Below are 18,293 nucleotides of genomic sequence, written 5' to 3' on the forward strand. Positions count from 1 at the left end.
CGGTTACTCGCCGGCGGGCGCGCTGCGCGGCCCGCTGCGGCGCGGGCGGCGGCGCCGGCGCGCGGGCGCAGCGGCGTCGCTGGCTTCGCGCGGCTGGCGCGACACTTCTTCGATCATGTCGGCACGGGTGGCGTCGTCGGCATTGGCCAGATCCATCCACCACTGCGCCAGCACGCTGTCGAACTCGCCGGCGGCGGCGCGCAGCTGCAGGAAGTCGCAGGCGGCGCGGAAACGCGGCTGCTCGATCATGCGGTAGATGGTCTTGCCCATGCGCCGCTCGAAACGCGGCTGCATGAACCAGATCTCGCGCATGTCGGACGAGAAGCGGCGCTGAATGGCGAGCTTCTCGGTCTGTTCGTCCAGCACGGAGTCCGCGGCCGACGACAGGGCCGGAATGGTGTGCTCGCCCTGCGCGCGCAACTGCTTCCAGCGCACTTCGACCTGCTGCCACAGCAGCGCGGCAAACAGGAAGCTGGGGCTGATGGTCTTGCCGGCGCGCACGCGCGCATCGGTGCGTTCCAGCGCCAGTTCCACGAAGTGTTCGCCGCCGGGTTGTTCAAGCACCACGTCCAGCAGCGGCAGCAGGCCGTTGTGCAGGCCATCGGCGCGCAACTGGCGCAGGCAGTCCATTGCATGGCCGCAGGTCAGCAGCTTGAGCATCTCGTCGAACAGGCGCGAGGCCGGCACGTTCTCGATGAGGTCGGCCATCGTGCTGATGGGCTCGCGCGTGGCCGGATCGATCGTGCCGTTCAGCTTGGCGGCAAAGCGCACCGCGCGCAGCATGCGGACCGGATCTTCGCGGTAGCGCTTGACGGGATCGCCGATGATGCGGATCTGGCGCTTCTTCAGGTCGGCCACGCCATTGTGGTAGTCGATGACTTCCTCGTTGTGCGGGTCGTAGTACAGCGCATTCATGGTGAAGTCGCGGCGCTTGGCGTCTTCTTCCTGGGATCCGAACACGTTGTCGCGCAGGATGCGGCCGTGCTCGTCGGTTTCCTGGTCTTCCGAGGCGGGCGCGCGGAAGGTGGAGGTCTCGATGATTTCCTGGCCAAACACCACGTGCACCAGCTGAAAGCGCCGGCCGATGATGCGTGCGCGGCGGAACAGCGGACGGATCTGTTCGGGCGTGGCGTTGGTGGCCACGTCGAAGTCCTTGGGCTCGAGCCCGACGATCAGGTCGCGCACCGCGCCGCCGACGATATAGGCTTCGTAGCCATGCTGGCGCAGCACCTCGCACACCTTGATGGCGTGGCGCGACACGTTGCGGCGGTCGATGCCGTGTTTGTCGCGCCCGATGCGCAACGGCCCCCTGGGTGTCGGCGCGAATAGCCGGCCGACGAATTTTTTTATGGTTTCAGTGATCATTTAGGACTTCGAATCTTCCATGTGGTCGAACAGGTCGATCACTTGCCAGCCGCGTTCCTGCGCAATGGCGCGCAGGGCGGGGCTGGGGTTGGCGGCAATCGGACGGGTCACTTTTTCGAGGAGCGGCACATCATTGACCGAATCGCTATAGAAAAACGATTCGGAGAAATCCGCAAGCCCCAAGCCCATGCTGCCGAGCCAGTCGTTCACGCGCACCACCTTGCCTTCCTTGAAGCTTGGCGTGCCCAGGATGCGGCCCGTGTAGCGGCCGCGCAGGTACTCGGCATCGGTCGCGACCAGATGGGGCACACCGAACGCGCGGGCGATCGGGGCGGTGACGAAACTGTTGGTGGCCGTGACGATGGCGCAGAGGTCCCCGGCTTCCAGGTGGCCGTCCACCAGGTCGCGCGCGGCGGGGGTGATGGACGGGCGGATGACTTCGCCCATGAAGGTTTCGTGCCACACGGCCAGATCGTGAGGCGCGTGCGCGGCCAGCAGGCCGAGCATGAATTCGGCGGCCTGTTCGGCCGTGAGTTCGCCGCGGTTGTAGCGCTCCATCAGATCGTCATTCAGGCGGCGGGCCTCGACGGGATCGCCCGCGCGGCCCGTGCGCGCCAGATAGTCGGCCCATTGATAGTCGCTGTCGAGCGGCAGCAAGGTGTGATCCAGGTCGAACAGGGCAAGACGTCGGGTGGTCATGTGCGTTGTGAATCAGGATCTGCGAGCATGGCGCGCAGCAGGGGGAGGGTGATGGGGCGGCCGGTGGCCAGCGAATAACGATCCAGCGCGTCGAGCAACGCCGCTAGCTTGCGGATGTCGCGCTCGTGGTGCGTGAGCATCCAGTTGATGATTTCGGGCGCCAGGTGCAGCCCGCGTTCGGCGGCCTGCGCCGACAGCGCGGCCAGCTTGTCGGCGTCGGACAGCGGATCCAGCCGGAACACCAGGTCCCAGCCCAGGCGCGTGCGCAGATCTTCGCGCAGCGGCATCGACAGCGGCGCGCGGTCGCCGGCCAGCGCAAGCGCAAAGGCCCGCTGCGTGGCGGCCGATTCGCGCCAGCGGTTGTACAGCGCAAACAGGGCGGCCTGGCGGCTGTCGTCCATGCGGTGCACGTCGTCGACGGCCACGAAGTGGGGCATGGGCGATTTGGAATCGGCTTCGGCCAGGCGGCGCAGCATGTTTTCGCCGTTGGCCGGGTCGATGTAGACGGCATCCGGGCGCGCGGTCAGGGCGCGCAGCAGATGGGTGCGGCCGCAGCCGGCGGCGCCCCATATGTACAGGGCACGGCCGGGCTTGAGCGCACGCACGGCTGCCACCGCTTCTCCGTTGGGGCCGGCGATGTAGTTGTTCAGCGATGGCGCTGGCGCGGGGAGAACGTCGAGCAGCAGCTGGCGGTTCATGAGAGTTAGCAATCAGGCGTTTTCGGGGGCGCCGGAAGGTCCAGGCCGGGCCGCCGCAAAAAGCCAAGAAAAATCGGTGATACAAGGGCCATGTAGAAACTGGCAAAATCAATACCGGCCAACCCTACACTTTAAACCACCTGAGGCGATGGTGTCGCGTCCGAACGCTTGGCCTGGCGGGGGTTTGCGCCCTTTAGCGCCTGTCCGCGGCCGGGTCATCGTAAAATGCAGGGCGTTCCACCAAAATCCCAGCAATTGTTACATACCCCACGGCATTTCTCATGACGAACCAACCTAAAGCCCCCCTGACCTACCGCGACGCCGGTGTCGACATCGACGCAGGCGACGCCCTGGTCGACCGAATCAAACCCCTTGCCGCGCGCACGATGCGCCCCGGGGTGCTGGCCGGTATCGGCGGCTTTGGCGGCCTGTTCGAAGTGCCCAAGACCTACAAGGAGCCCGTGCTGGTGTCCGGCACGGACGGCGTGGGCACCAAGCTGCGCCTGGCGTTCGACTGGAACCGCCACGACACGGTGGGCATCGACCTGGTCGCCATGAGCGTCAACGACATCCTGGTGCAGGGCGCAGAACCCCTGTTCTTCCTGGATTACTTCGGTTGCGGCAAGTTGTCGGTGGACACGGCGGCGGCAGTGGTGGGCGGCATTGCCAAGGGCTGCGAATTGTCGGGTTGCGCGCTGATCGGCGGCGAAACCGCCGAAATGCCGGGCATGTACCCGGACGGCGAATACGACCTGGCCGGTTTCGCGGTGGGCGCGGTGGAAAAGTCCAAGATCATCGACGGCAAGTCCATCAAGGCGGGCGACGTGGTGCTGGGCCTGGCTTCCAGCGGCGCGCACTCGAACGGCTACTCGCTGCTGCGCAAGATCCTGGAACGCGCGGGCGCCAAGCCCGATGACGATTTCCACGGCCAGAAAATGGTCGACGTGGTCATGGCCCCGACCCGCATCTACGTGAAGCAGGTGCTGGCCGCCTTGGCCAAGCACGGCACCGACATCAAGGGCCTGGCCCACATCACCGGCGGCGGCCTGCTGGACAACGTGCCGCGCATCCTGCAGGACGGCCTGGCTGCCAAGCTGCACCGCGACGCCTGGGAAATGCCCAAGCTGTTCCAGTGGCTGCAAGAGCAGGGCGGCGTCGAGGACACCGAGATGTACCGCGTCTTCAACTGCGGCATCGGCATGGTGCTGGTGGTGGATCCGGCCCAGGCCGACGCCATTGCCGCCACGCTGCGCGAGCAGGGCGAGACCGTCAGCAAGCTGGGCGAGATCGTGCCCCAGGAAGCGGGCATGGCGCAGACCTTCGTGGTGTGACGCCGCGGCGATCGCGCTGCAATGAAGATGACCGCCGTGATGGCGGTCATTTTTTTTTGGCGCGGCGTTTGATGCCACGGGCGGGCGTCTGGGCGGCTCATTCAAAGGTGTCTGACACCCCCCTGAGACGGCATCGCAGGATGAAGTCGGTCTCGTTGGGGTGTCAGACACCTTTGAATGCAGGGGGTGTCAGACACCTTTGAATACAGCCCGTCAGTCCGCCAGCGCCAGCGCCACGGCGTCAATGGTCTGCGCCACGGCGTCGGCCGCCAGGCAGTCGACGATGACGCGATCGGGCTGCGCGCGCAGCCAGGTGATCTGGCGCTTGGCCAGTTGCCGCGTCGCCGCGATGCCCTGTTCGCGGGCGGTGTCCAGGTCGATCTGGCCGTCCAGGTGCGCCCACATCTGGCGGTACCCCACGCAGCGCACGGAGGGCAGGCCCGGGTGCAGGTCGGCGCGGGCGTGCAGGCCGCGCACCTCGTCCAGCAGTCCCTGGCGCAGCATGGCATCAAAGCGCTGCTCGATGCGGGCGTGCAGGGCGGCGCGGTCCGAGGGCTCCAGGCTGATCGTCACGTAGCGGTTGGCGTCGTCGTCCGGCTTGCGCTGGGCGCGTTGCAGCAGGGCCGACATCGGTTGGCCGGAAAGCTGGCAGATTTCGAGTGCGCGCTGGATGCGCTGGCTGTCGTTGGGCGCCAGGCGCGCGGCCGTGACGGGGTCCAGCTTCGCCAGCTCGGCGTGCAGCGCGGGCCAGCCCAGCCTGGCGGCGCGCGCTTCCAGTTCGGCGCGCAGCGCGGGATCGGCCTGCGGCAGGTCGTCCAGGCCGTCGCGCAGCGCCTTGTAGTACATCATCGTGCCGCCCGCCAGCAGCGGGATGCGGCCGCGCGCGCGAATGTCCGCGATCAGGCGCAGCGCGTCGGCGCGGAATTCCGCGGCCGAATACGACTGCGCCGGGTCCAGGATGTCGAGCAGGTGCTGCGGAACGCGAGCCTGTTCTTCAAGAGAGGGCTTGGCGGTGCCGATATCCATGCCGCGGTAGATCGTGGCCGAGTCCACGTTGACGATCTCGAGCGGCCAGCGTTCGGCCAGCGCCAGCGTCGAGGCGCTCTTGCCGGCCGCGGTGGGGCCTGCCAGGCAGATGACCGGGGGCAAAACGGGGGAGCGGGACGCCGGCAAGCTATTGTCCACGCAGGAAGAGCTTGTCCAGGTCGGACATGGACCATTGCACCCAGGTGGGACGGCCGTGATTGCACTGGTCCGCCCGTTCTGTGGATTCCATCTGGCGCAGCAGGCCGTTCATCTCTTCGAGGGTGAGCTTGCGGTTGGCGCGCACGGAGCCATGGCAGGCCATGGTCGAGAGCAGTTCGTTGCGCTGTTCGGTCAACAGGCGCGAGACGCCCACCGCGCCCAGATCGCGCAACACGGCGCGGGCCAGGGTTTCGATGTCCCCGCGGGCCAGGATGGCCGGCACCGATCGGACCGCGATCGAGGTGGGGCCGGAAGGACGCATCTCAAAGCCCAGGTCGTTCAACTGTTCCTCGAATTCCTCGACCAGCGCCACGTCCTTTTCCTGGGCGTGGAACACCACGGGCACCAGCAGATCCTGGCGCGGCAGGCTGCGCGCGTCCAGGGCCTGCTTGAGCTGTTCGTACACCACGCGCTCGTGGGCGGCGTGCATGTCGACCAGCACCATGCCGCGGCGGTTCTGCGCCAGGATGTACACGCCGTGCAGTTGCGCCACCGCCATGCCCAACGGGTGTTCTTCGTCGGCGGGCAGCGCGGCGGGCGCCGGAGCCGGTTCACGCAGGGGCGCGGCCCGGGCGGCGGTGTCGTCGGTCAGCGGGCGGTAGAGCGATTGCCAGTCGGCGGCGGGAATGCCGGCCGGTTCGGCGTGCAGGCGGAAGGGCACCTGGGTATGCGGACGCTGCGGGGCAGGCGACGGGCGCAGGCCATAGGCGGCGCCGTTGTCCGAGCCGTTGCCAGAGCCGGGGTGCGCACCTGCATGCGCGCCGCCCGCTGTGCTGCCTGCGGTGCTGCCTGCCGTGCCGCCATTCATGCCCCCATAGCCCGGGCGCGGCGATTCGGCCGGGGCCGGCATCGCCGGGCGGTAGGCGGGGGCGGCGTCGGACGAGGCGGCGTCGCCCGCCGGTCGCGCGACGGTTTCGAATCCGCCGTCATCGGCCTGTGCCGCAGGCGCCACGGCCGACGAGCCGCCGGTCTGCGCCAGCGTCTGGCTGACCGCGTGCGAGACAAAGCGGTGCACGGCGCCGCTGTCGCGGAAGCGCACCTCGTGCTTGGCTGGGTGGACGTTCACGTCCACGGCGGCCGGATCAATGTCCAGGAACAGCACATACGCAGGCTGGCGGTCGCCGTGCAGCACGTCGGCGTAGGCGGCGCGCAGCGCGTGGCTGACGGTGCGGTCCCGCACGTAGCGGCCGTTCACGTAGAGGTACTGACGGTCGGCGCGGGCGCGGGCGGCGGTCGGCCGGGTAATCATGCCGGCCAGGCTGACCGTGCCGACCGAATGCGACAGCAGCAGGCCGTGCTCGGCGAATTCGGCGCCCAGCACGTCGCGGATGCGCTGCGGCGGTTCGGCCGGCAGCCACTGGCGCTGCGCGCGGTCATGGTGGAACAGGCGGAAGGCAATCTGCGGATGCGCCAGCGCGATGCGCTCCATGGCGTCGACGCAATGGCCGAATTCGGTGGCTTCGGAGCGCAGGAACTTGCGGCGCGCGGGCACCGCGTCGAAGAGCTGGCGCACGTCGACGGTGGTGCCGGGCGGGCCGGAGGCGGGGCTGACCTGCATGCTGCCCGCGTCGATCTGCCAGGCATGGTCGCCGTCGCGGGTGCGCGAAATGATGGACACCTGGGCCACGGACGCAATCGAGGCCAGGGCCTCACCGCGAAACCCCATGGATGCCACGGATTCCAGTTCGTTCAGCGAGCGGATCTTGCTGGTGGCGTGGCGGGCCAGCGCCAGGGGCAGTTCGTCGGGCGGGATGCCGCCGCCGTCATCCGTCACCGCAATACGCCGGATGCCGCCGCCTTCGAGACGGACCTCGATGGCGCGCCCGCCTGCGTCGATCGCGTTTTCAAGGATTTCCTTGAGCACGGACGCGGGGCGCTCGATGACCTCGCCAGCGGCGATCTGGCTGATCAGCAGGTCAGGAAGCGCAAGGATGGAACGACGTTCGGTCATGAGGCCCAGATCTTATGTAGCAGTGCGGACGATTTTAGCGTCATGCCCCGGTGGGCTATAGTCGCTGACAAATTCACATCGGATATCAGGGCCGCTTCAATGCTCGAGTTTTTCAATATGGTTCTCCACATCGACCAGACGCTGGGTCTCTGGGTCGAGCAATACGGCGTGTGGGTGTACCTGGTGCTGTTTCTCATCGTCTTTGCCGAGACGGGACTGGTCGTGCTGCCTTTCCTGCCGGGCGACTCGCTCTTGTTCATCGCCGGCGCCTTTGGCGCCACGGGCCATATCGACCCCATCCTGATGTCGGTGCTGCTCATCGTGGCGGCCGTGACCGGCAACTCGCTGAACTACGCGATCGGCCGCTACATCGGACCGCGGGTGTTCTCGATGAACCTGCGCTTCCTGGACCGCGGCGCGCTGATGCGCACGCATGCCTTCTATGAAAAGCACGGCGGCAAGACGATCGTCATGTCGCGCTTCATCCCGGTGGTGCGCACCTTTGCGCCCTTCGTGGCGGGCGTGGCCGAGATGTCGATGGCGCGCTTCCAGATGTTCAACATCATGGGCGCGCTGCTGTGGGTGATCAGCCTGGTCGCGGCGGGCTACTTCTTCGGCAATATCCCGATCATCCGCGATCACCTGAACACCATCGTCCTGGTGGGCCTGGCGGCGGCCGTCGTGCCGGTCGTGGGGGCCGGCCTGGTCAAGCTGGTGCGCGCGCGCCGGGCGCACTAGGGCGGCGCGCGGCGCCCAAACAAAAAGGCTATGCGCCAAAGGGTGCATAGCCTTTTTTTCATGGGCCCGGCCAAAGGGCCCGGGATCGCGCGTAAAACCTAGCTCACGTCGCCCAGGCGCGCCAGCGGCGGGTTGGCCGTGAAGTAGCGCTGGATGCCGGTCATCATGGCCTGCGCCAGCTTGTCCTGATGCCCTGCGCTGCGCAGCAGGGCTTCTTCCTGGGGATTGCTGATGAAGGCGGTCTCGACCAGCACCGACGGAATGTCCGGCGCCTTCAGCACGGCAAAGCCGGCCTGTTCGACGCTGTTCTTGTGCAGGCGGTTGATCTTCTTGATCTCGTCCAGGAAGGCGTTGCCCACCTTGAGCGAGTCGTTGATCTGAGCCGTGGTGGACAGGTCCAGCAGCACCTTGGCGACCTGGCGGTCGTGGCTGCCCAGGTTGACGCCGCCGATCAGGTCGGCCGCGTTTTCCTTGTCGGCCATCCACCGGGCCTGCGCGCTGGTGGCGCCGCGCTGGGACAGCGCGAAGACCGACGAGCCATTGGCGGAGGGCTTGACCCAGGCGTCCGCGTGGATGGAGATGAACAGGTCCGCATGCACACGGCGCGCCTTCTGCACGCGCACGTGCAGCGGCACGAAGTAATCGTCGTCCCGCGTCAGGTAGGCGCGCATGTACGGCTGGCTGTCGATCAGCGACTTCAGGCGCCGCGCAATGCGCAACACCACGTCTTTTTCGCGCAGGCCGGTTTTGCCGATGGCGCCCGGGTCTTCGCCGCCGTGGCCGGGGTCCAGCGCGATGGTCAGCATGCGCGGCTTGCCGCGGCTGGCGGTGGCAGGGGGCTTGGGCGGGGTCGGCAGGGCGGGCGCCGGCTGCTGGCCGCGCACGCGGGGCGGCTCGGGCGGATCCGCGCGGGTCACCGGGTTGCGCTGGATGTCTTCAAGGATGCGCGCCAGCGGATCGTCCACATCGGGACCGCTGGACTTGTTCAGGATCGCGATCAGCGGATCCTGGGCAATCTTGGGGTACAGGTCCAGCACCAGGCGGTACTGGTAGTCGGCAACGGGCTTGAGCGTGAACACCTGCGGCGCCACGGGCTGCTTCAGATCGAACACCAGCCGCACCACATTCGGGCGGTTCTGCGCCACGCGCAGGCTCTGGATGTAGGGATCGCCGGGCCGGACCTTGGAGACCAGGTCGTTCAAGGCCGCGCTGAGGGTCAGTCCCTCGATGTCGACAACCAGGCGGTGGGGGTTTTCCAGCGTGAACTGTTCAGCCTTGAGTTCGCTGTCCAGTTCCAGCGTGACGCGGGTGTATTCGTCGGCAGGCCAGGTCCGAACGGCCAGGATCGTGGCGGCCTGCGCCAGCCGCGGCACGACCGGCAGGACGAGCAGCGTGGCGGCGACGCTGATCAGGCGTCGGCGGGTGGCGCCTGCCGAGGGGAGGGCGCCGTCAGGGGCGGGGGGACAATCGCGTTCAACCATGTTTGTCCTCGGGCGGTGTACGCGGTCAGGGTGGCGTCACGTCCGTCGCCTGCATAGGCAAGGCAGATCAGCAGGTCCGGCGGGGGCAAAAGGCCTTCTGCCCGCTCCGGCCATTCGATCAAAACGACCGCATCGTCACGCAGTAAATCCCGAAATCCTGCGTCCAACCATTCGCGCGAATCACTAAATCTATAAAAATCAAGGTGATAGAAGTATAAGTTAGAAAGTTTATAGGATTCAAGCAGGGCGTAGCTTGGACTCTTGATTCGGCCTGTGATGCCGCTTTCACGCAACAATGCCCTGGAGAAGGCCGTTTTTCCTGCTCCGAGGTCACCTTGGAGATGAATACACGCGCCTGGCAGGCCGGTTTTGGCGCCCGTGACCATCGGCGCCAGCTGGCGCGCCAGCGCCTCGGTGGCGGCTTCATCGGGCAGGTGCAAAGTCAGGGTGGCAAGGGGGGCGGACATGGCGCGGGGCGAGTGGTAAAAAACGAGGATCGGAGCACAGTTTGGAGCAATTATAGGAATGCGGGTTTCTGCTAACCTATAACTGATATTTATTCTCAATATGTCGTGACCGACGGCGTCCCGCCGCCCGCGACTGACGCCGCCACGGAGTTGTACGCGCCATGAAGACCCGCATCGAAAAAGACACCTTTGGCCCCATCGAGGTGCCGCAAGACCATCTGTGGGGAGCCCAGACGCAGCGCTCGCTGCATTTCTTCGCCATCTCCACCGAAAAGATGCCGGAGCCGCTGGTCAATGCGATGGCGCGGCTAAAGCGTTCGGCGGCCAAGGTCAATGCCGACCTGGGTGAGCTGGACGCGCAGATCGCGGACGCGATCATGCGCGCCGCCGACGAAGTCATCGCTGGCAAGTGGCCCAACGAATTCCCGCTGTCCGTCTGGCAGACCGGGTCGGGCACGCAGAGCAACATGAACATGAACGAGGTGCTGGCCAACCGCGCCTCGGAACTGCTGGGCGGCGAGCGCGGCGAAGCGCGCAAGGTGCATCCGAACGATCACGTCAACCGCGGGCAGTCGTCCAACGACACGTTCCCGACTGCCATGCACGTGGCGGCGGCCGTCGAGGTCGAGCATCGCCTGCTGCCGTCGCTGAAGGCGCTGCGCGCCACGCTGGCGGAAAAGAGCGCCGCGTTCTACGACATCGTCAAGATCGGCCGCACCCACCTGCAGGACGCCACGCCGCTGACGCTGGGTCAGGAACTTTCGGGCTACGTGGCGCAGCTCGATCTGGCCGAACAGCAGATTCGCGCCACGTTGCCGGGCCTGCACCAGCTGGCCATCGGCGGCACGGCGGTGGGCACGGGTTTGAACGCGCATCCGCAGTTCAGCGCGAAGGTGTCGGCCGATCTGGCCCACGCCACGGGCACGGCGTTCGTCTCGGCGCCCAACAAATTCCAGGCGCTGGCCTCGCACGAAGCGCTGCTGTTTGCCCACGGCGCACTGAAGTCGCTGGCGGCCGGCCTCATGAAGATCGCCAACGACGTGCGCTGGCTGTCGAGCGGCCCGCGGTCGGGCCTGGGCGAGATCAGCATCCCCGAGAACGAACCGGGCAGCTCGATCATGCCGGGCAAGGTCAACCCGACGCAGTGCGAAGCCATCACGATGCTGGCCGCGCAGGTCCTGGGCAACGACGTGGCGATCAACATCGGCGGCGCCAGCGGCAACTTCGAGCTGAACGTCTACAAGCCGCTGGTGATCCACAACTTCCTGCAGTCGGTGCGCCTCTTGACGGACGGCATGGCCAGCTTCGACAAGCATTGCGCCGCGGGCATCGAGCCCAACCACGAGCGCATTGCCGAACTCGTGGACCGTTCGCTGATGCTGGTGACCGCGCTGAATCCGCACATTGGTTACGACAAGGCCGCGCAGATCGCCAAGAAGGCGCACAAGGAAGGCCTGTCGCTGAAGGAATCGGCGCTGGCGCTGGGTTATGTGACCGAAGCGCAGTTTGCCGAATGGGTCGTGCCGGGCTCGATGACGAACGCGCACAAGCCCTCTTGAACTGGCTTGTGCCACCCGCATGAGATGGCCGCCCTTGCCTGGGCGGCCATTTTTTTTGGGGGGAAGGTCAGCCGCCGGCCAGCAGCAGCCACATCGGGATCGTGACGGCCGAGAACAAGGTGCCCAGCGAGATCAGCACGGCCACCATGCGGCCATCGCCGCCCATGCGCATCGCCAGCACGTAGGCCGCCGAGGCCGTCGGCAGCGCCGCGAAGAGCAGCAGCATGCGTGCTTCCAGCGGCGGCAGGCCGACCAGATGCGCCACCAGCAGCGCGACCGCGGGCAGCGCGACGAGCTTGACCGCCAGCATCCAGGCAATCAGCGATCCGTAGCCCTTGCCGCCTTCCCATGCCAGGCTGGCTCCCACGCAGAGGATGCCCAGCGCAATCGCCGCCGCGCCCAGCCGCGCCAGCACGGTGTCGACGGGGCCGGGCAGTTGCAGTCCCGCGAGATTGCAGGCCAGGCCCAGCAGCGTGGAGACCACGAGCGGATTGCGCGCCAGCTCGCGCAGCAGGTTGCCGCCGTTGTGCCGCGCCAGGCCGTACACGGCCGCGATGTTGGCCATGGGCACCGCAAAGCCGACGATCAGCGCCATGACGGTCTGGCCCTGCGTGCCCGCCAGGCTGGCCGACAAGGCCAGGCCGATGTAGGTGTTGAAGCGGTAGCCGCATTGCGCCGACGAGGCCAGCCCGAGGGAGGAGGGCCGCAGGACCAGGCCCGCCAGCCACGCCATCGCCACGCCCGCGGCCACGACCGCGGCGGAAGCCTGCAGCAGCAGCGCCGCGTTGCCCGCCGTGATGGGCGTGCGCACGATCGCCTGGAACAGCAAGGCGGGGAACAGCACGAAGTAGACGAGGCGTTCCGTTCCGGCGAAGAATTCGCGCGAGAAACCCAGCTTGTGACGTAGCGCCCAACCCAGCGCGACCAGCATGAAATCGGGGAAAACCAGGAGGGCAACAGACATGGGAGAAGAGGTTTTTGCCGAGCGCCGGGCGGTGACCGGCGCGCTATGCGGGTGTAAGCGTTTGCTGCTATTCTCCGACATTCTGGCGGGCGCTTGTGCCACAAGCAACTCATAAATGCAGCGCCGACACGCTGCGCACAAGCAATGCGCCCGCACCGTTATCTGCTGGTCCGTCTACAGGCGGACACAACACACAACGGGCCGTCTACAAACGGGCTCGCACTCTTGGAGGAAACACATCTATGAATAAGGTCCGCTCTCTGGCCGTGGCTATCGCCCTTGCTACCGGCGCCGCCGGCACCTTGGGCGCTTCGGTCGCGCACGCCGCAGACAAGTACCCCAGCAAGGCCATCCGCGTAATCGTTCCGTTCGCGCCTGGCGGTTCCACCGACATCATTGCGCGTCTCGTGACGCAGCGCATGAGCCAGGAACTCGGCCAGCCCATGGTCGTTGAGAACAAGGGCGGCGCGGGCGGCGCCATCGGTGCGGCCGAAGCCGCGCGCGCGCCGGCCGACGGCTACACGCTGTCCATCGCCACCGTCTCCACGATGGCCGTGAACCCCGCTTGCCGTCCGAAGGACCTGCCGTACGATCCGATCAAGGACTTCCAGCCGGTCACCAACTTCGCCAACACCGCCAACGTCGTGGCCGTGAACCCCAAGTTCCCCGCCAAGGACTTCAAGGGCTTCATCGAAGAGCTGAAGAAGAATCCGGGCAAGTACTCGTACGGCAGCTCGGGCACTTGCGGCGTGCTGCACCTGATGGGCGAATCCTTCAAGATGGCCACCGGCACCGACATCGTGCACGTGCCCTACAAGGGTTCGGGTCCGGCGCTGGCCGATGCCGTTGGCGGCCAGATCGAAATCCTGTTCGACAACCTGCCGTCGTCGATGCCGCAGATCCAGGCCGGCAAGCTGAACGCCATGGCCATCGCCTGGCCCGAGCAGATCGGCACGCTGAAGGGTGTTCCGACGTTCAAGGACGCGGGCTACCCGGTGCTGAACCAGCCCGTCTGGTATGGCCTCCTGGCGCCCAAGGACACGCCGATGGACATCGTGAACAAGCTGCGTGACGCCGCCGTCGTCGCCCTGAAGGACCCGAAGGTCATCAAGGCGCTGGAAGAGCAGGGCTCGGCGCCGTCGGGCAACACGCCGGAAGAATTCGCCAAGGAAATCCAGGAGCAGTTCAACTGGGCCCAGGACGTGGTGAAGAAGCAGAACATCAAGCTGGACTGATGTTTCGCGGGGCAGGCGAATCTGCCCCGATCGATATTGCAGCGGGCGCCTTCGGGCGCCCGTTGTGCTTTGTGGCTATCAGACCCGCGCGTCCAGTCCTTCCAGCAGTGCGGCGCAGGCGGCGCGCAGGCGCTCGATCAGGTCGCGGTGCAGGGCGGAAAGCGGATCCTGGTTGCGCGTCATGATGCTGATCGGCACGCGCAGCGCGGGTTCCAGGCGGCGCAGGGTCATGCCGGGACGCAACATGGCTTGCGCGGTGATGGCGTCGACGATGGCGTCGCCGCAACCCGCGTCCACCAGCGCGCACGCCACGTAATGCGTCTGCACCTGGATGGCGACCTGCGGCGCCAGGCCCTGGGCGTCCAGCGCCAATTGCAGCAATGCGCCGGAGGCGTCGCTGGCGTCCAGCACGATCAGCGTATCGGCTGCCGTGGGGGAGCCCGACGCACCGGCGCCCGACGCACCGGCGCCCGACGCTTCTACGCCCCTCGCTTCGGACAGCTCCGACAATCGCAGCGGACCCTGCGCGGCGCGGCGGCTCAGGTGCACGAGCTCGGTGTGCCCCAGCCCCATGCGCGTGAGGCCGGGATAATCGTTGGTGTCGAACGTGATGGCCAGATCCAGTTCGCGCGTCAGCAGCCCCTGCACCAGCTCGGCGCTGTGATGCGTGTGGATATCGAATGTGATGCCGGGCTGCGCGTCGCGGCTGTCGCGCACGACGCCGGGCAGCAGGCCAAGTCCCAGCGCGGGCGCGCAGCCCAGGCGCAGATGGCCGTTGGGCCGGTCGCGCAGGTTGGACGCCAGCCTGCGCACGCTGCTCAGGTCCTGATTCAGCCGCGCGATCTCGGGCGTCAGGATCTCTGCCTCGCGCGTGGCGACCAGCCGGCCCTTCACCCGGTCAAACAGCTTGAAGCCAAGCTGGCTTTCGGCATGCGCCAGCAACTTGCTGGCGGCGGGCTGTGAAATGTGCAGCGCGGCGGCGGCTTCGGTCAGGGATCCGGTGCGGCGGATCGCTTCGAATATCTCGATGTGGCGCAGGCGCATGGCGCAAACGGGGGCTCTGGTGATCCGTAAACCGCGATTCTAAGCCGGAAGGCGCGCATGGGCAGCGGCGCGGGCCTTTGACTATCATGGACGCCTGCCGGACGTCCGGCGATCACCGGAGCTTTCCATGCGTCTACGCCGCCACGCCGCCCTGCTGCTCGCCGCTGCCATCGCCGGCTTGCCGTTCGCATCCGCCAGCTGGGCGCGAACGCCCGCGGCGGAAGACCTGAATCCCGAAGCCGCCAGCGGCGTCCAGCAGCGCGAGCTCGTGCGCGCGCCGCATTTCATGATGGTGTCCGCCAACCCCCTTGCCAGCCGCGCGGGCGAAGCCATGCTGCGGCGCGGGGGCAGTGTGGTCGACGCGGCCATCGCCACGCAACTGGTGCTCAATCTGGTCGAGCCGCAATCGTCGGGCATCGGCGGCGGCGCCTTCATGGTGGTGTATTCGGCGGCAGACGGCCAGATCCGCACGTACGACAGCCGCGAGACCGCGCCCGCGGCTGCGCGGCCTGACCGTTTCCTGGATGCCGAAGGCAAACCGCTGCCCTTTGCACAGGCCGTCAACAACGGCATGTCGGTCGCCGTGCCCGGCCTCTTGCGCGGGCTGGAACTGGCGCACAAGGCGCAGGGCAAGCTGCCCTGGGCCGATCTGTTCCAGCCGGCGATCGAATTGGCGGAATCGGGCTTTGCGGTGTCGCCGCGCCTGCACGCGCTGCTGGCCGGCAACAAGGCGCTGCCGCAACAGGCCGCCGCCGCCGCGTACTTCTACGCGCCGGACGGCACGCCGTGGCCCGTGGGCCACGTGCTGAAGAATCCGGCGTTCGCGCGCACCCTGCGCGCCGTGGCCTCGCAGGGCGCCGACGCCTTCTACCAGGGCGACATCGCGCGCGACATCGTGGCGGCGGTGCAGGGCCACGAGAAGCCCGGCGACCTGACCTTGAAGGACCTGGCGGACTATCGCGCCAAGACGCGCGATCCGGTGTGCGGCGCGTACCGCGGCTATCAGCTCTGCGGGATGGGGCCGCCCAGCAGCGGGCCCATCGCCGTGTTGCAGATGCTGGGCGAGCTGGAGCAATTCCCGCTAAGCCGGTATGCGCCCGGCACGGTGCAGGCCGTGCACTATTTCTCGGAAGCGGGCCGGCTGGCCTTTGCCGACCGCGATTTCTACGTGGCGGACCCCGACTTCGTGCGCGTGCCGGTGCGCGCCTTGCTGGACCCGGCTTACTTGCGCGCGCGCGGCGCTTTGATCCAGCCGGATCGCAGCATGAAGGTGGCGCTGCCCGGCGATCCCGAAGGCAAGCTGCTGTCGCTGGGCAAGGACAACGCGCTGGAGCTGCCGTCCACCAGCCACCTGGTGGCGGTCGACGCGCAGGGCAACGCCCTGACCATGACGACCACGATCGAAAGCGAATTCGGCAGCAAGATCTTCGTCCGGGGCTTTCTGCTCAACAACGAGATGACCGATTTTTCGTCGTCGTTCAAGGACCCCGAAGGCCGGCTCGTGGCCAATCGCATCGAACCGGGCAAGCGGCCGCGCAGCTCGATGGCGCCGATGATGGTGCTCAAGGAGGGCAAGCCGTACCTGCTGGTGGGCTCGCCGGGCGGCAGCGCCATCATCAACTACGTCGCCAAGACGCTGGTGGGCGTGCTGGACTGGAATCTGGACATCCAGTCGGCGATCGATCTGCCCAACATGGGCAGCCGCAACAAGGAAACCGAACTGGAGAAGGGCACGGCGCTGGAAGCGCTGGCGCCAGAGCTTGAGCGCATGGGACACCCGGTGCGGATCACCGAGTTTCCCAGCGGCATCCACGGCATCGTCATTGACGCCAAGGGACTGGAAGGCGGCGCGGATCCGCGCCGCGAAGGGCTTGCGGTGGGCGGCTGAAGCGCGCCCGGACCCGCGCCGCGCAGCCGCGCGCCAGCGGTCCTGGAGCCTGCGGCCCTTGCGGTATCACTCCAGCGACGACGGGTCCAGTTCCATCCTGGACTCGCGGCGCCGCGCCAGCCAGGTCACGAACCACATCACCACGCCCAGCAGCAGCAGCCAGCCGGCCACCTGGTACTGGATCACGTCACGGCCGGTCAGCGGGGTGACCAGGAACAGGCAGGCGGCGGCGCCCACCCACGGGACGAGGCGGTTGATGGAGAAGTGGCGATGTGCCACCTTGTCGCGCCGCAGGACCAGCACCGCGACGTTCACGAAGGCGAACACGCCCAGCAGCAGCAACGCGGTGGTGCCGCCCAGCGCGCGGATCGCCTGCGAGTCGGTCAGCGAGACCAGGATGATGAGGCCGAAGGCCAGCGCCGTCGTGAACAGGATGGCCGTCCACGGCGTCTGGTTCTTGCGGTGCACGTGCGCCAGGAAGGACGGCAGCACACCCTGGCGCGACATGCCGTACAGCAGGCGGCTGGCCATCATCATGTTGATGAGCGCCGAGTTCGCCACGGCGAACATCGAGATGATCGGCATGATGTATTCCACGGGCAGATCCGGCGCGGCGCGCTTGACCACCAGCACCAGCGGCGTGCTGCTCTTGGCCAGTTCGCCCACCGGCACCAGCGCAACGGCGCAAATGGACACCAGCACATAGATGAGCGCCGTGATGCCCAGGCCGGTCAGCATGACCTTCGGGAAGATGCGGCTGGGATCGTGCGTTTCCTCGGCCATGTTGACCGAGTCCTCGAAGCCGACCATGGCGAAGAACGCGAGCGCGGTGGCCGAGGTCACCGCCAGGAACACGCTCTTGTCCTCGGGCGTATCGAACGCGACGACGCGCGAGAAATCCGCCTGGCCGTCGGAGATGGCGTAAAAGCCCAGCAGGATGACCATCAGCAGGCCCGACAGCTCGATCAGCGTGAGCACGACGTTGGCGCGCACGCTTTCAGTCGCGCCACGAAAATTGACCAGCATGACCAGCGTCATGAAGCCCAGTGCGCCAAGGGTGATCCAGTGCTTTTCGGCCTCGATGCCCATCGCCGCGAACAGGTTGGCGGCGAAGGCCTGCGAGGCGGTGGCGGCCGACGTCAGGCCGGAACACATGACGGTAAAGCAGACGATGAACGTCAGGAAATGCACGCCGAACGCCTTGTGGACGTAGAGCGCGGCGCCGGCGGCGCGCGGGTACTTGGTGACCAGTTCAAGGTAGGAAAGCGCGGTCAGCAGGGCCACCCCGAAGGCCACCAGGAACGGCAGCCAGGCCGCGCCGCCGACTTCGGCGGCCACCTGCCCGGTCAGCGCATACACGCCAGTGCCCAGGATGTCGCCAACAATGAATAGCAGCAGCAGTTTCGGGCCCATCACCCGTTTCAGCTGGCCGTGGTCTTGTGAGTCGTTCGTGGCCATAGTCTTTTATTTCCTCTTATGTGGCTCGGGGAAAGCGTGCGGAGAGCAACGCGAGATGCGGAAAAAAGTCTAAGGCGGCAATCGGGCGGCGTGCTGAAACCAAATGTCTAAGTTGTTGCGCGCGGGGCGGCGGCTCGCTTGGGAAAAAAAAGCCCGGCGGGCGCCGGGCG

General features: G+C 67.0%; 15 protein-coding genes. 5 read left to right on the plus strand and 10 right to left on the minus strand.

All coding sequences use genetic code 11. The features are described 5' to 3' along the window. Positions 1 to 3: 3 nt before the first annotated feature. From pcnB to hda, 3 genes are read right to left on the minus strand one after another with little or no spacing between them, the layout of a single operon-like run. A complete protein-coding gene (pcnB, locus tag V6V88_RS04360; protein ID WP_062840293.1) occupies positions 4 to 1,365 on the minus strand; it encodes a polynucleotide adenylyltransferase PcnB in 1,362 nt (453 codons plus the stop codon). Further along, a complete protein-coding gene (locus V6V88_RS04365; protein WP_128830006.1) occupies positions 1,366 to 2,064 on the minus strand; it encodes an HAD family hydrolase in 699 nt (232 codons plus the stop codon). After that, positions 2,061 to 2,762, minus strand: coding sequence for a DnaA regulatory inactivator Hda (gene hda / locus V6V88_RS04370; RefSeq protein ID WP_056320988.1), 702 nt, complete (start codon positions 2,760 to 2,762; stop codon positions 2,061 to 2,063). Before hda ends, V6V88_RS04365 begins: the two co-directional genes overlap by 4 nt. Before the next feature lie 281 nt (positions 2,763 to 3,043). Between hda and purM the strand changes: the two genes are divergently transcribed. After that, positions 3,044 to 4,093, plus strand: a complete 1,050-nt coding sequence (gene purM, locus V6V88_RS04375) for a phosphoribosylformylglycinamidine cyclo-ligase (protein WP_056320991.1) — start codon at positions 3,044 to 3,046, stop codon at positions 4,091 to 4,093. A 213-nt stretch (positions 4,094 to 4,306) separates the two neighbouring features. On the opposite strand, the gene miaA is transcribed toward purM, so the two are convergent. Together miaA and mutL are read right to left on the minus strand one after the other, a co-directional pair. Next, entirely contained in the window at positions 4,307 to 5,266 is a 960-nt protein-coding gene (gene miaA / locus V6V88_RS04380; protein WP_338618082.1) for a tRNA (adenosine(37)-N6)-dimethylallyltransferase MiaA, read from the minus strand. A 1-nt stretch (position 5,267) separates the two neighbouring features. Next, the gene (gene mutL, locus V6V88_RS04385) at positions 5,268 to 7,289 is read right to left on the minus strand and encodes a DNA mismatch repair endonuclease MutL (protein WP_338618085.1); all 2,022 of its coding nucleotides are present in this window, start codon (positions 7,287 to 7,289) and stop codon (positions 5,268 to 5,270) included. Positions 7,290 to 7,388: 99 nt separating this feature from the next. On the opposite strand from mutL, the gene V6V88_RS04390 reads away from it, so the two are divergent. Continuing rightward, complete coding sequence (locus V6V88_RS04390) at positions 7,389 to 8,027, plus strand: VTT domain-containing protein (RefSeq protein WP_128830008.1); 639 nt, start codon at positions 7,389 to 7,391, stop codon at positions 8,025 to 8,027. A gap of 98 nt (positions 8,028 to 8,125) precedes the next feature. Here the strand turns inward: V6V88_RS04390 and V6V88_RS04395 are convergent, their stop codons facing one another. After that, on the minus strand, positions 8,126 to 9,508 hold the full coding sequence (locus V6V88_RS04395) for an N-acetylmuramoyl-L-alanine amidase (RefSeq protein ID WP_062840298.1): 1,383 nt from the start codon (positions 9,506 to 9,508) through the stop codon (positions 8,126 to 8,128). Continuing rightward, positions 9,436 to 9,975 (minus strand): tRNA (adenosine(37)-N6)-threonylcarbamoyltransferase complex ATPase subunit type 1 TsaE, encoded by a 540-nt coding sequence (tsaE, locus tag V6V88_RS04400; RefSeq protein WP_081100995.1) that lies wholly within the window; start codon positions 9,973 to 9,975, stop codon positions 9,436 to 9,438. The genes V6V88_RS04395 and tsaE overlap by 73 nt, the downstream gene beginning before the upstream one ends. A gap of 161 nt (positions 9,976 to 10,136) precedes the next feature. On the opposite strand from tsaE, the gene fumC reads away from it, so the two are divergent. Continuing rightward, positions 10,137 to 11,534, plus strand: a complete 1,398-nt coding sequence (gene fumC, locus V6V88_RS04405) for a class II fumarate hydratase (protein WP_056321003.1) — start codon at positions 10,137 to 10,139, stop codon at positions 11,532 to 11,534. A 67-nt stretch (positions 11,535 to 11,601) separates the two neighbouring features. Here fumC and V6V88_RS04410 read toward each other — a convergent pair whose 3' ends face one another. Then, positions 11,602 to 12,498 carry an AEC family transporter gene (locus V6V88_RS04410; RefSeq protein WP_338618091.1) on the minus strand — a complete coding sequence of 299 codons (897 nt, stop codon included), beginning with the start codon at positions 12,496 to 12,498 and terminating at the stop codon, positions 11,602 to 11,604. Positions 12,499 to 12,740: 242 nt separating this feature from the next. Between V6V88_RS04410 and V6V88_RS04415 the strand changes: the two genes are divergently transcribed. Further along, entirely contained in the window at positions 12,741 to 13,733 is a 993-nt protein-coding gene (locus V6V88_RS04415; RefSeq protein ID WP_338618093.1) for a tripartite tricarboxylate transporter substrate binding protein BugE, read from the plus strand. A 78-nt stretch (positions 13,734 to 13,811) separates the two neighbouring features. Here V6V88_RS04415 and V6V88_RS04420 read toward each other — a convergent pair whose 3' ends face one another. Beyond that, on the minus strand, positions 13,812 to 14,777 hold the full coding sequence (locus V6V88_RS04420; RefSeq protein ID WP_338618096.1) for a LysR substrate-binding domain-containing protein: 966 nt from the start codon (positions 14,775 to 14,777) through the stop codon (positions 13,812 to 13,814). A gap of 127 nt (positions 14,778 to 14,904) precedes the next feature. Between V6V88_RS04420 and ggt the strand changes: the two genes are divergently transcribed. Further along, positions 14,905 to 16,665, plus strand: a complete 1,761-nt coding sequence (gene ggt / locus V6V88_RS04425; RefSeq protein WP_338618097.1) for a gamma-glutamyltransferase — start codon at positions 14,905 to 14,907, stop codon at positions 16,663 to 16,665. 66 nt (positions 16,666 to 16,731) lie between these two features. Here ggt and V6V88_RS04430 read toward each other — a convergent pair whose 3' ends face one another. Then, entirely contained in the window at positions 16,732 to 18,123 is a 1,392-nt protein-coding gene (locus V6V88_RS04430) for an APC family permease (RefSeq protein WP_056321019.1), read from the minus strand. Positions 18,124 to 18,293 lie beyond the last annotated feature (170 nt).

The sequence above is a fragment of the Achromobacter sp. E1 genome (assembly GCF_037039475.1).
GTDB classification, from domain to species: domain Bacteria; phylum Pseudomonadota; class Gammaproteobacteria; order Burkholderiales; family Burkholderiaceae_B; genus Achromobacter; species Achromobacter mucicolens.

Coding starts and splice junctions, on each gene's coding strand:
- pcnB (WP_062840293.1), bottom strand. CDS start 1,365: ATGATCACTGAAACCATAAAAAAATTCGTCGGCCGGCTATTCGCGCCG.
- V6V88_RS04365 (WP_128830006.1), bottom strand. CDS start 2,064: ATGACCACCCGACGTCTTGCCCTGTTCGACCTGGATCACACCTTGCTG.
- hda (WP_056320988.1), bottom strand. CDS start 2,762: ATGAACCGCCAGCTGCTGCTCGACGTTCTCCCCGCGCCAGCGCCATCG.
- purM (WP_056320991.1), top strand. CDS start 3,044: ATGACGAACCAACCTAAAGCCCCCCTGACCTACCGCGACGCCGGTGTC.
- mutL (WP_338618085.1), bottom strand. CDS start 7,289: ATGACCGAACGTCGTTCCATCCTTGCGCTTCCTGACCTGCTGATCAGC.
- V6V88_RS04390 (WP_128830008.1), top strand. CDS start 7,389: ATGCTCGAGTTTTTCAATATGGTTCTCCACATCGACCAGACGCTGGGT.
- V6V88_RS04395 (WP_062840298.1), bottom strand. CDS start 9,508: ATGGTTGAACGCGATTGTCCCCCCGCCCCTGACGGCGCCCTCCCCTCG.
- tsaE (WP_081100995.1), bottom strand. CDS start 9,975: ATGTCCGCCCCCCTTGCCACCCTGACTTTGCACCTGCCCGATGAAGCC.
- fumC (WP_056321003.1), top strand. CDS start 10,137: ATGAAGACCCGCATCGAAAAAGACACCTTTGGCCCCATCGAGGTGCCG.
- V6V88_RS04410 (WP_338618091.1), bottom strand. CDS start 12,498: ATGTCTGTTGCCCTCCTGGTTTTCCCCGATTTCATGCTGGTCGCGCTG.
- V6V88_RS04415 (WP_338618093.1), top strand. CDS start 12,741: ATGAATAAGGTCCGCTCTCTGGCCGTGGCTATCGCCCTTGCTACCGGC.
- V6V88_RS04420 (WP_338618096.1), bottom strand. CDS start 14,777: ATGCGCCTGCGCCACATCGAGATATTCGAAGCGATCCGCCGCACCGGA.
- ggt (WP_338618097.1), top strand. CDS start 14,905: ATGCGTCTACGCCGCCACGCCGCCCTGCTGCTCGCCGCTGCCATCGCC.
- V6V88_RS04430 (WP_056321019.1), bottom strand. CDS start 18,123: ATGGCCACGAACGACTCACAAGACCACGGCCAGCTGAAACGGGTGATG.